This window comes from Tahibacter soli (genome assembly GCF_025717065.2).
In the GTDB taxonomy this organism is placed as follows: Bacteria; Pseudomonadota; Gammaproteobacteria; order Xanthomonadales; family Rhodanobacteraceae; genus Tahibacter; species Tahibacter soli.
Map to the genome: position 1 here is coordinate 724184 of NZ_JAOVZO020000003.1, position 12493 is coordinate 736676.

Here is a 12493-nt window from a genome sequence, read left to right on the forward strand (position 1 = left end):
TCGGTCCTATACGGGGGTAACGCGCTCAATGTAACCCCCGGAGCGCATACGATATTTATCGGCACATCCGCCACGATGGGATTTGTGGTTAAAGATACCTGCTGTGTAAAGCTGGCGTTGCCGGGGGGGATTCGCGGACGTGGGTGTTACTGCAATCTGCGAATAGATGCGTTGTCCTCGAACTCCAATCTTCGCGCTCTTTGTCCCGGCTTTAGTGCGAAACGTACAGTCACTCTTAGGGTCATCGCCGGACAGCGCGTAGACACGCAAATTGGTTGCAGTGATCTTGAATGGCCCTGCGCTGCCATTCGAGTTCGTGAAGAGCGAGCTTGGCGTGACCGTGACGGTTGTTGGGCCGCCGACAGGGGTGGGGACGGTGCAAGTCGCCTCGATCTCGGCGTTGGGTGTCGGATTGTCCCCTTCCTCGCCGAGCGTTGCCGTGACAAAGGTATCTCCGTCTACTCCGATGGTTGCGCTGGGGGCCAGACGTACGATCGGGTCGACCTTGAATTTGATTTGCTGAGGAGTCGGATCGCACGTGATATTGAGGAAATCTAGGTAGCAAAAAGTGAACTGCACGTAGCGCGTAGATGACGGTGTCGCTCCGGTAATTGGTAGCCCGGATGTCGTCAACGTATATGGCTGTCGTGTGCCGCTGACGCCGTTTGTGACGCCTATCGATCCGCTGCTTGGAGGGGTGGTCGATCCGAACCCTTCGAGTTGCCAACTATACGAACTTCCGAAGAACTGGTAGGAAAATGTTCGCGGATTACCGCCGGCCACTGTCTCAAGACAGATCGCCGACGTCTTGTTCCCTTCCACTTCAGTTGTGGGAGCAGTTGTGGGAGTACACGAAGTTTGTGCTGCCGCATTCGACGCCAGTGCCAGACCGAGCAACGCGCCGGCCGCCGAAGCAGTCTTGTTGTTCAACATCGTAGATCCCTAGCCGAGGATTGTTGAGCGCGCGTCGGACGCGGTTCAGTACCGCACTCGCATCGTCGCAACGTTGTAGCAGCGGAGCAGTTGTTTAGTAGTACCAAGTTTCTGCTACCCTCGCAATCGAGTTGCTTCCCCAATGACAAGCGTGCGCCTGAAGTCGAGGTGTCGTCTTCGCGCGCACAAAAAAACGAGCGTAAGGGCCGGTGCATGAGCATGCGCAGTTTCGGATTCTGGCTGTCGGCAACATTGGTTCTCAGCAGTTCAGCCCACGCGATATGCGGTCCGACGAGCAGCGCGCCGTCGACGATCTACCGCTACACGTATCAGGCGTCAGGCGTCTCCTGCACGAGTCTGGAAGAAGCTGAAGCCCAGATTCCGGGGTCGAATCCGGGGGGTGCGCAACGTACAAACAGGCGTCAGTGCGCTCGGACTTGCGTCGTCCGCACAAACGGTGACCGAGTCGCAGTACCGGCCCAACGGGGCCACGTCGATGGCCTCCGCGGCATTGCACAACCCGCCGGCTTCGTCGACGCCGAGCTTTCGCTTGTTCGTCAAGAATCAGCCAGGCCCGATAACCGCCGCGTGCGCGACAGCAGTTCCGGGCTGCACCGCGAATGGCTGTGCGACAGCCGAGGATCTGCGCAAGCTCGCCGAGTGCCAGTTTTCCGCGACGTGGGGCAACTCGCAAAACTTGTTTTGTTGGCAGCGAACTGGCCCGGCGAGTATTCAGGGAGCGTCGCTCACAAGGCCGCCTGTCGTCATCGGTGCCGGCAATCAGAGCGGTACGCTGCTATATGGGCCGATTTCAAGCACAAGCTACGACTCGGGGATGACACTGTCGATACCCGCGCAGTCGTGCTTCTCGTCGACCAAGACGGACGAGAGCGTGCCGGCGAAGATTGTGCAGACCTTCAACTGGGGCGTCGCCAACAGCGCTTCCGTAAGCTGTCCAGCCGGTTCGACGTTGAGCGGTTCGACTTCCGTCGGCAGTGCGTGCGGGACCGACTTCGCCAAGTTTTTCATCCAAGCTCCCGGACTGAACCAGACGCCCGGCCAATGCGGTGTCGGCAACCCTTGCTTCCCGGGCAACGGCAACAAGCAGGTCGATGAAGTCGGATTGCGCCATGGCGCCATCGCGCTCGACTTCCACTACAACTCGTTGCGACAGAATGCGCCGCTGGCTTACGTCGACCGCAACTGGTCACACTCGTTCGCAAAACGCGTAGTTACTGCCTGGATGCTGCCCGGACATTATGTGGCGTCGGGACCTTCCGATCCGGAAGTGGATCCGATTGCACAAGTGAACGGAATGGTCGTACAGGACGAACGGGCGCAGATCGAGGCTTATCTTCGCGATGGCAACCTGCCATCTGGAACGTTCAGGTCGACCGCGACGACGGGCAAATACCTGCGCTACAAGACGGGCGCCACCGCCGCTCAGCAGACCTGGGAACTGACGTACCCGGACGGCACGATTGAAGTTTACGATCGCGCGGGTCGACTCACTGCGATCAACAGCCCCGGCGACCCGAGAGACAGCCTTGCACTGAGCTACGGCGGAGCGCCGATCACCGGTGTGCTTTCGGCTAACGTGTCGCAGAACGATCCGATGTTCTGGCGCCTCTTGAAGATCACCGACGGCAACGGCCGTTTCGTGACGCTCGACTACGAGGATTCGCCGATCTACCGACTCAAGCGCGTGTTGGCCGACGATGGCGTCGAGCTCGTCGGCCTCGGCTACGACAGCGCTCGCCGCATGACGTCGATGACACGGTTCGGCAAGACGCGCACGTTCGTCTACAACGAAGCCGCGTACGCGCCTCTGGCGGCGACAGTGCAGGGCTATTGGCTGACCGGTATCGTCGACGAGGACAGCCGCCGCTACGCGACATACACTTACGACGACTGGGGGCGTGCGACTGGCAGCTGGCATGGCACCGTCACCGATAGCGCCGGCAAGGTCTCCGTCGAATACCTCAACGACTATTCGAGTCGTGTCATGCATCCGCTCGGTCGCCAGGTCACCTACAACTACAATCCGACGAAAGCCTATCGACGCATCGATTCGATGACGGACAGCGACGGCTCGATCCTCCTGGAGTATTCCGCGGCCAACCGGATCAGCGCTCGCGTCGATCGTCGCAACGTGCGTACGGAGTTCGAATACTCGGCCGACGGTACGTTCGAAACGGCCCGAACCGAGGCGAAGAACACGCCTGAGCAACGGCGAATCGAAACCGATTGGGATGCGGCGCGCGGTCTGCGTACGGCAGAGCGCACGTTTGCCGACCCACCGGGCGGTCCACGCGTAAAACTCGAAGACACGCGCTATCGCTACGAAACCGGCAGTTCGCGTCTGGTCGGCGTCGACCGTGTCGATCCGGTCACCAACGTGTTTCGCAGCGTCGATCTGACGTATTGCAGCGCCGCGGATGTCGCCAATCCCACCATGTACTGTGCTTTTGTCGGCCAGCTTCGACAGGTCGATGGCGCGCGCAACAATGTGACCGATGTCGTCGACGTTACGACTTATGCGTATCGCGCGAGCGACAATCTGTCGGGCTGCGGCACGTTCGTCGGGCCCTGTCATCGCAAGGGCGATTTGTGGCGCACGACGAACGCCTTGGGTCATGTCGAAGAGGTCGTTGCCTACGATCGGGCTGGCCGAGTCAAGCGCATGACCGATCCGAACGGCACGATCACCGACTACGAATACGACGAGCGCGGCCGGTTGCTCAAGCGCAGCGTACGCGCCGATGCGAGCGGCGTGCCGAACGCCTCGCTCGATGCGTTCGCGCAGTTCATCTACGACAACTCGGGCAACGTAACCTACGTCTATCCGCCGGGCGGCCACGGTGCGTACTTGCGTTATGAGTACGATGATGCGCAACGGATTACGGCGATCGTCGACTCGCTCGGCAATCGCATCCAATATCAACTGGATCGCGCCGGCAATCGTACGAGCGAGCAGGTCGTCGGGAGCGACAGCCAGATCAGGCGTACGCTGGCGCGTGAATACAACGCGCTCAATCGCCTGAAGAAGGTTCTCGCGGGCAACCAGCAGGTCGTTGCTTTCACGGCGAACGAAACCGGTATCAGCGAGGGTTACGACGCGAACGGCAATCCGCGTCGCATGAGTGACGGGCTCAGTATCCCCACCGACCGGCAGTACGACGCCTTGAACCGGCTTACCCAGGTTCTTCAGGACTACGACGGCAGCATCACGCCACCGGCGGCTGCCAACGTACGAACGAAGTATGCGTACGATGCCGCCGACCGGCTCAAGTCGGTAACGGATCCCGATTCCGTCGCCACGACGTACGCCTACAACGGGTTTGGCGACGTTTCCACGCTGGGCAGCAACGACGGCGGCAATCGTACTTATCTGTACGATAACGCCGGCAACCGGACCCGCGAGACAGATGCGCGAGGCGTCGTTGTCGACTTTCGCTACGATGCATTGAATCGACTTACGCACGTGCTGTACCCGGACAGCAACCTCAACGTGCGGCGCGACTATGACCAGCCTGATAGCGTCACTGGTTGCGTCGGGTCGTTTGCGAAAGGACGCCTAACGCAAATCAGCGACCAGGATGGCATAACGACCTACTGCTACGATCGCCGCGGCAACGTGCTGAAAAAATCGATAGTTACGATTTGGGACTCTCAGTCGATCGTTTACGAGTACACACGTGGCGATCTGCTCAAATCGGTCAAATATCCCAGTGGCGCCATCGTGCGCTACACGCGCGATGCGATGGCTCGGGTCAACAGCGTAACGTGGCAACCCGATGCAGTTTCGACGCCGCAGGCACTACTGACCGGCGTGAGCTACTACCCGTTCGGACCCGTGCAGACGCTGACGTTCGCCAACGGGCGCACGTTGACCAAGACCTACGATACGAAGTACGCGATAGACAGCGTGGCAAGCTCGGCCGTGGACGGCTTGGTGCTGGATTTCACGGTCGATGCGATGAGTAACATCAAGGATGCCGCGCCGTCGATCGGAGGTGCTCCGCTGCGACGGTACGCCTACGACCGCCTGTATCGACTCACCGGCGTCAACACGGCTGCGGGCAGCCCGTTGGAAGGCTACGCCTATAACAAGACCGGCGATCGCACGTCGAAGAACATCGGCGGCGTCGTGGAGTCCTATACATATACGCCCGGCACGCATCGGCTGGCGAGCGTCGGCGGTCAAGCGCGGGGCAGTGATGCCAACGGCAATACGACGAGCGGCATCGGTCCGCAGCCGCTGCAGTACGACCAGACGAATCGCTTGACCAAAGCATTCGAACTGATCAATAGCGCCGCGAGTCCGATTTCGTACTCGTACAACGGTCAGGGGCAACGGGTACGCAAGATCGCGGCGACGAATCGCAACGACGCATGGTATGGCGAGGACGGTCAGCGTCTTGCCGATCAGGAGTACATCAGATATTGCGAGGGTGGTGGTACGGAATCGCTTTCGAAAGGCGGGCCCGTGGAGGCATGCGCCGGCGGCGGTACGATGCAAAACGTCCCTACGGATTACAAAGACTATATATACCTGGATGGCGTTCCGGTTGCGGTAGTCTTGTTCGTGCAAGGTGCCAAGAACCCCAAAATGCTGTATATCGAAACCGACCATCTCGGCACTCCGCGTACGGTCGTCGATGCGGCGACGAATGCGGTCAAGTGGCGCTGGGATTTCTTTGGCAGCGCGTTCGGCGAACACGTTCCAGCTGCAATTGCAGGTGGTGTCCGGCTTGATGCGCGCTATCCAGGACAATTTTTTGATGCCGAGACTCGGCTGAACTACAACTATTTTCGGGACTATGAGGCGGCGGTCGGGCGTTATATTGAGAGCGATCCGATTGGAATATTTGGAGGAATCAACACCTATGCATATGCAATGGCTGCGCCGCATGGAATGATTGATCCATGGGGGCTCGCGGGGTGTGTCGTCAATTTTATAGGATACCCAATTGCAATTCCCGGCACGCAAACTCACATTCCTTTGGCGCATGCCGGAGTTTTGGCATACGACGAAACGACAGGGCGCACTCGTTACTACGAATATGGTCGATACAACGATGATTTTGGAAATGTGCGGAGAGGGAATGTTCCAAATTTGGAAATCGACCCGGACGGCAATGTGACCGACGCTTCCTGGGAGCGACTAAAGAACTCGTTAGCCAAGAATCAAGGCAAGGGAATTCGACCGACAATGGATTGCGTTGATAGGGCGGACGATAAGAAAATTGTCGAATTTGCGGAAGGGCGAATGAAGGATAAGGAGCGCGCCCCCTATAGTTGGAACCCGCTGTGGCCAAATACGTGTGGTACGTTCGCGAGCGAGGCGCTATATAGCTCGGTGCGCCCGATATGGGCATGGTAAAAGAAAGGCGAGGCCATGTTAAATAGAAGGACTTTGTGGACTCTATTACTGGCGAGTCTTTTCTTTTTCGGCTATTTGTCAGTGCTTCTATTGGATGGAGGGAGCGCATTGGAAGACTCTCGCAGCGAGGTTCGCCGCCTTCGAGAGAGGAGCGATCTAAGCCTGGAGCTGATTCGGCAGACTTGGCAGGGACGACCTTTGGCCGACCTTCGAGCGGCACTGGACAAGGTGAACCATGAGGTTGACTCGTCCGAGCCGGGTGCGATTGAGATCGGGCAGATACGATTTGAATACAAAGATGGTGTTGTTATTCGCGTCGTTTATTTTGACTAACTTCGCTGGCGTCGTTCTGTGAGAAATTGATGTTGTACGTCCTTTGTGTCTTAAGGGGCGAAATGGAAGTTCGGCGCCGACTAGCCCATGCCGATGGTGTTTTTCGCGGGAGTTGATACTGCTTTTTTGGAGTAATTTGTCGGCTGTTGCAGTTTCCTTCAGCGATAATCGTTCGGCAGCTCGGCCTGCGCTGAGTTTGGCCGCTCATGTCGCTGGCAACCAGCGACGCCCATTCATGGGTTCGACGGCCCGAACAACACAGTAGTCGTATTGTTCTCACCAATCCCTTGCACTGCACTGCTATTGATATAGATGAGCGACCGACTGATCGTGCGCGACGAATATTCGACCTCGGATGTTCGAGCTTCTCTTCACTGCCAATACGTACGAGGCTTGAGCACCATCAGGGTTCCGCGCTTTGGCCGAAACGTCGACGATTCGAAGCGTACGGGTGCCGAGGTGACTCATCCTAAAGGCTTATTTGAATCGATCTTGAGGCCCGTGTCGGGGCTCCCGCACGACCTAGGGCTGCGTTTTGCGGCATGTGCCAAACGCGCGTTTGAACGCTATCGAGGCCGACCGATTGCGTTGATGCACCCGCACTAAGTCCCTGCGACAGACGGGATTGCGATTGTCTAGACGCTTTCTTGCACTGCAACTTACCTACCAGCACGGATGTTGCTATAACTGTGGGTCGAACAGGTCCGTTCGCCCAAAGCAGTGCGTCGTCGCCACAGGATCGTCGAGCGGCCTCGCCCATCAGAGCAGTCCATGCGGGGAGTTTTTGTAATGCGCAATTTTCGAATGAACGTGCTGGCCGCCGTGATCGGCGCGAGCATCTGCGGCGTGGCGGTCCTCCCGGCGACGGCGCAGTCGCCCCAAGGCGCAACGGTTGCCGCGACGAAGTCGTACATCATCGAATTCGATGAGCCGGGCCTGTTCTACTCCAGCGTGGGCATGAAGCAGCGCAAGGTGCCGGTCGGCGAAGCCGCCGTCACGAGCGCCACCGACGCCGGCCGCATCGACGTCAACGCGGCCGAAGCGCGCGACTACCTCAACGCGGTGCAGATGCAGCAGCAGACGCATCTGGCCCACATCCGCGGCGCGATCGGCCGCAGCAATCTGAACATTACACACTATTACAATATTACCCTGAGCGGCATCTCGGCCGACCTGACCGAAGCCGAAGCCGAAGCGGTCGCGCGCGTGCCGGGCGTCAAGACGATCTACGAAACCCCGCAGCTGCAGCTCGACACCTTCCGCGGGCCGACGTTCATCGGCGCGCCGTCGATCTGGAACGGCTCGGCCGTGCCGGGCGGCATCGGCTCGCGCGGCCAGGGCCAGACGCTCGCGTCGCTCGACGGCGGCACGAACTCGACGCATCCGTCGTTCGCGAACGACGCGAGCTGCGGCTTCTCGATCGCGACGCCCAAGCTCAAGAGCGCGCTCGACTGCACCACCGCGTCGACCCCGACCGGCGCCTGCAACGGCCCGAATCCGGAAGACAACGAAGGCGGCCACGGCGTGCACACCTCGAGCACCGCGGCCGGCAACGTCGTGACGACGACGATCGACCCGACGCTGCCCGTCGTGGCGCCGTACAACTCGATCTCGGGCGTCGCGCCGTGCGCGGCGGTTCGCGCGTACAAGATGTGCGACTCCACGACCTGCGGCGGCAACGCCACGCTCGCGGCGATCAACAACTTCATGGCGGCCGGCGACGTCACCGCGGTGAACTACTCGATCGGCCCGACCGCCGGCGGCACCAGCGGCACCAACCCGTGGTCGACCGGCTCCGACAAGGAGTTCCTCGCGGCCGTGCAGTCCGGCGTGTTCGTCGCGGCGTCTGCCGGCAACACCAGCGCCACGCTGGCGACGCCGGGCGGTCGCGTCGCGCATCAGGGGCCGTGGATCATGACCGTGGCCAACTCGACGCAGGACGAGGTGATGACCGCCGGTATCTCGGCGACCGGTCCGGGCACGCCCCCGGCCAACACGCAGGGCATCTACCTCGTGCCGGGCTCGACGACGGCGCCGCTCACCGCGCAGATTCTCGGCGACATCGCCACGTACCCGGCGAACATCGAAGGCTGCACCGACGCGGTCGCGGCGAACCCGAACGTGCCCGACAGCGGTACGCCGGGCGGCGGCTTCCCGGCCGGCACGTTCACCGGCAAGATCGCGCTGATCCAGCGCGGCGACTGCAACTTCTCGGTCAAGATCGACAACGCGATCGGCGCCGGCGCGGTCGGCGTGGTGATCTACAACAACATCATCAACTTCGGCACCGTGTCGATGGACATGTCGGCGGTCACGTCGCCGAACGCGAAGGCGTGGTTCATCGAAGGTCCGTCCGGCCTCGCGCTCAAGAACTTCATCGCGTCGAGCCTGCCGACCGCCGTGCCGGGCAAGATCGATCCGATCGCCTGGGGCTTGCGCCAGGGCGACGTGCTCAACGGCGGCAGCCTGCGCGGCCCCACGGCCGGCGTCACCGACCTGACCAAACCGGACATCACCGCGCCGGGCACGGACATCCTCGCCGGCAAGGATCCGGGCAACAACAACTACGGCCTGATGAGCGGCACGTCGATGTCGAGCCCGCACATCGCCGGCGTCGGCATGCTGATGAAGGCGGTGCACCCGACCTGGACGCCGGCCGAAATCAAGTCGGCGCTGATGCTGACGGCGGTTTCGGGCTTCCGCGAAAACGGCACCACGCCGTGGACGCCGGATGACGTCGGCAGCGGTCGCGTCGACCTGACCAAGGCCGCGCGCGCGGGCTTCGTCATGGACATCGCGAACTACTTCCCGTCGAACACCACGCGTCCGACCGTCGCCGACCAGCGCGCGATGAACTTCGCGAGCATGCGCAACACGGTCTGCTCGAAGGCGACCGGTTGCAACTGGACGCGTCTCGTCAAGGGCGTGCTCCCGACCGGCACGTGGAACGTGACGGTCAACAACCCGTCGCCGGATATCGCGCTGACGGTGGCGCCGATGTCGTTCACGCTGAACAACGACGGCATCTTCAAGGATGGCTTCGAAAGCATCCCGACGCCGACGCTGCCGGCGACGCAGTCGCTGACGATCACCGCGCAGCCGGGCCCGGCCGCGCCGGTCTCGACGACGACGTGGTGGTTCGGCACGGTGACGTTCACCGAGGCGAGCAACCTGTCGCCGCCGCTGACGATGACGGTGTCGATCAAGGTTGCGAACTAAAAAGCGCAAAGCGTGAAACGAAAAGCCCGGGCGAGAGCCCGGGCTTTTTTTTGTGATCTGTCGGACGATGAGCGTGGTACGGTCGTGGAAATGGGTAGAGTTTGTCGACCGCTAGCGCAGGCGGTTATCGGGATATGTGACGCTCTGCGGAATCACTGGGGCGTATATTCAACCGGGCACCGATATTCGAACTGTGACTATGACAAAGCGTAATAGGTCATCGATCGTTGTCGCGTTGACGGTGTTTGCGACCGTCTCGGTTGCCCTGGGATGGGCGCTGGTTGCGTATCTGTTGTGGAAAAGTGATTTCGGGGCGCAATTGGCGAATATCGGCACCGATGTGCTGCGCTACGGAATAGTCGTCTCGGTTCTGGGCGCATTCCTGGCATTGGTTGCTTCGCGGGCGGTCAGGCGAACCGTTTGGATGAGTGTCGTTGGCCTGGGAGTGACGGCAGCAGTTTCCATCTTCGTGCTTCACACTTTGGAGATGGCTTGCACGTCGAAGAAGGCGGGAGTTTGCGAAGCGTTGTGGCCGAATGCCGAGCGGTGATTGCGTATTTCGGAATCCCTGACCAACGCGACGACGGACGATGGGCCGTGCGCGAGGCGTCTCTGCTCTCGACCGCACCAGACCCCAAGCAAGACCGCCGCCCGGCGCAACGTTCGCGCCGGACAGCGGTGGGGCAAGCAGTGCGGGGGCGGCCAGCGGCGGAAGCGGCCTTTTAACCTGCGGGAATAAGCAGCGTTCGGCTACGCCGCAGCGTTGCCGACCAGCGTCAATTTCGGACGTCCCGGGTTCGCCGGCGACGCCGTGGGGGCGGTTTCGTCGACTTCCGCGGCTTCGACATCGCCGAAACTTTGTTCGAATTGTGCAAAACGCGCGTCGGCCGCGCGGGCCACGCCGTGGGGCACGATGCCGCTCTGCAGCAGCTGGCACACGATCGCGCGCTGCTGCGCGCCGAAATCGGGGTCGAGCAGCGCTTCGTCGAGCGCGTTGACGAGCGCGGCGAGCCAGTGCGCATTCGGTGCGCGCAGCGCGAGGATCATTTCCTGGGAAGAAAGCGCCATCGTTCGAATCCGATCATTGCCCCCTGGCAATTCGGTTCCGCTCGATGCAGGAAAAATGCCAACAATCGTTACGGCCGACGGCCGGGTGATAGTCCGGGCCGCCTTCGCCGCAACGGCTCGGTCGCCTGCACATTGCCATGTTTCGCCGCCGGACCGCCCGCCGCGCGTCCGCGTGGCGCCGCGCCGCCTTGCGTCAATGCAGCCTCGATCACTACGGGAGAGGCGAAGATGCTGCGCAACGTCCATTCGATCACGCTCAAGGTGCTGGGCATCGGCGCCCTGTCGCTGCTGATGCTGATTCCGCTCGCCTATGTGCAGGGTCTCATCAGCGAACGCAGCGGCCTGCGCGATCAGGCGGTCGAAACCATCGCGTCGCGCTGGGGCGCGGCGCAGACGATCGGCGGCGCCGTGCTGACCGCGCCCGCGCCGTACCAGTGGACGACCGAGCAGGGCGTGCATACCGGCGAGGACACCGCGGTATTCCTGCCGGGGCAGCTCGACATGACCGCGAGCCTCGCGCCGCAGCTGCGCAGCTACGGCATCTACGAGACGCCCGTATACGAGGCGCAGGTGTCGCTGACCGCGCGCTTCGACGAGCGCGACCTCGCCGCGCTGCGCCGGCCCGAGGAAAGCCTCGCGCTCGACCGCCTGCAGGTGCGGCTGCCGATCGCCGACGTGCGGGGCCTGCGCGAAGTCGCGTCGGTGAAGGTCAACGGCGAGGAAGTGCATCTGTCGCCCGGCGACGCGATCGGCGGCTATCGCACCGTCGCGTTCGCGCTCGACCGCAAGCTGCTGGCGGCGCCGCTGACGGTGACCGCGCAGTTCACGATCGCCGGCACCGAACGCATGCAGTTTCTGCCGCTCGCGCGTACGACGACGCTCAAGCTCGACGCGCCGTGGGGCGATCCGAGCTTCATCGGCGGTTTTCTGCCGGCCAAGCGCGATATCGATGCGGGCCGCTTCGTCGCGCACTGGCAGGTGCTCGAACTCAACCGCGGCTTCGGCCAGACGTGGAAGGAACGCACGTTCTCGGGGTCGACGCTCGCGGAATCGGCGTTCGGCGCGGCGCTGTTCCAGCCGGCCGGCGTGTATCAGCGCAACGAGCGCGCGGGCAAGTACGGCCTGCTGTTCGTTGGCCTCACGTTCGTCGCGTTCTTCCTGTTCGAGGTGCTGAAGCGGCTTCGCGTGCACCCGGTGCAGTACCTTCTCGTCGGACTCTCGCTGTGCACGTTCTACGTCGTGCTGCTGGCGCTGTCCGAGCAGATCGGCTTCGCGCCGGCGTACGCCTGCGCGGCCGGCGCCGTCGTGCTGATGGTCGGCGGCTATGCCGCGGCCGTGTTGACGACGCGGCGCGCCGGCGCGATCCTCGGCGGTTCGCTCGCGCTGGTCTACGCGCTGCTGTACGGACTCGTCGTCAGCGAGCAGTATTCGCTGCTGATCGGCGCGTTCGCGCTGCTGGCCGTGGTCGCCTTGCTGATGTTCCTCACCCGCAACGTCGACTGGTACGGGCAGAGCCTCGCCGTCGACGCCGCCCCCGCGCAGAACGGATAAGCC

6 protein-coding genes are annotated in these 12493 nt (G+C 61.9%); 4 read left to right on the plus strand and 2 right to left on the minus strand.

All coding sequences use genetic code 11. From position 1 onward, the window contains the following. Window positions 1-6: 6 nt before the first annotated feature. The gene (locus OD750_RS05665; RefSeq protein WP_263543292.1) at window positions 7-933 is read right to left on the minus strand and encodes a hypothetical protein; all 927 of its coding nucleotides are present in this window, start codon (window positions 931-933) and stop codon (window positions 7-9) included. A gap of 550 nt (window positions 934-1483) precedes the next feature. Here OD750_RS05665 and OD750_RS05670 point away from each other — a divergent pair. The 3 genes from OD750_RS05670 (at window position 1484) to OD750_RS05680 (ending at window position 10421) form a co-directional block, all read left to right on the plus strand. Further along, window positions 1484-6319, plus strand: coding sequence for an RHS repeat-associated core domain-containing protein (locus tag OD750_RS05670; protein ID WP_263543293.1), 4836 nt, complete (start codon window positions 1484-1486; stop codon window positions 6317-6319). Between the two features lie 1122 nt (window positions 6320-7441). Beyond that, complete coding sequence (locus OD750_RS05675) at window positions 7442-9871, plus strand: S8 family serine peptidase (RefSeq protein WP_272841811.1); 2430 nt, start codon at window positions 7442-7444, stop codon at window positions 9869-9871. A gap of 199 nt (window positions 9872-10070) precedes the next feature. Next, window positions 10071-10421, plus strand: a complete 351-nt coding sequence (locus OD750_RS05680; protein WP_263543294.1) for a hypothetical protein — start codon at window positions 10071-10073, stop codon at window positions 10419-10421. Between the two features lie 200 nt (window positions 10422-10621). Here OD750_RS05680 and OD750_RS05685 read toward each other — a convergent pair whose 3' ends face one another. Next, the gene (locus OD750_RS05685) at window positions 10622-10939 is read right to left on the minus strand and encodes a hypothetical protein (protein WP_263543295.1); all 318 of its coding nucleotides are present in this window, start codon (window positions 10937-10939) and stop codon (window positions 10622-10624) included. 228 nt (window positions 10940-11167) lie between these two features. On the opposite strand from OD750_RS05685, the gene creD reads away from it, so the two are divergent. Further along, on the plus strand, window positions 11168-12490 hold the full coding sequence (gene creD / locus OD750_RS05690; RefSeq protein WP_263543296.1) for a cell envelope integrity protein CreD: 1323 nt from the start codon (window positions 11168-11170) through the stop codon (window positions 12488-12490). Window positions 12491-12493 lie beyond the last annotated feature (3 nt).

Excerpts from the sequence above, each read along its gene's own strand:
- OD750_RS05665 (WP_263543292.1), bottom strand. The coding sequence starts at position 933 with ATGTTGAACAACAAGACTGCTTCGGCGGCCGGCGCGTTGCTCGGTCTG.
- OD750_RS05675 (WP_272841811.1), top strand. The coding sequence starts at position 7,442 with ATGCGCAATTTTCGAATGAACGTGCTGGCCGCCGTGATCGGCGCGAGC.
- OD750_RS05680 (WP_263543294.1), top strand. The coding sequence starts at position 10,071 with ATGACAAAGCGTAATAGGTCATCGATCGTTGTCGCGTTGACGGTGTTT.
- OD750_RS05685 (WP_263543295.1), bottom strand. The coding sequence starts at position 10,939 with ATGGCGCTTTCTTCCCAGGAAATGATCCTCGCGCTGCGCGCACCGAAT.
- creD (WP_263543296.1), top strand. The coding sequence starts at position 11,168 with ATGCTGCGCAACGTCCATTCGATCACGCTCAAGGTGCTGGGCATCGGC.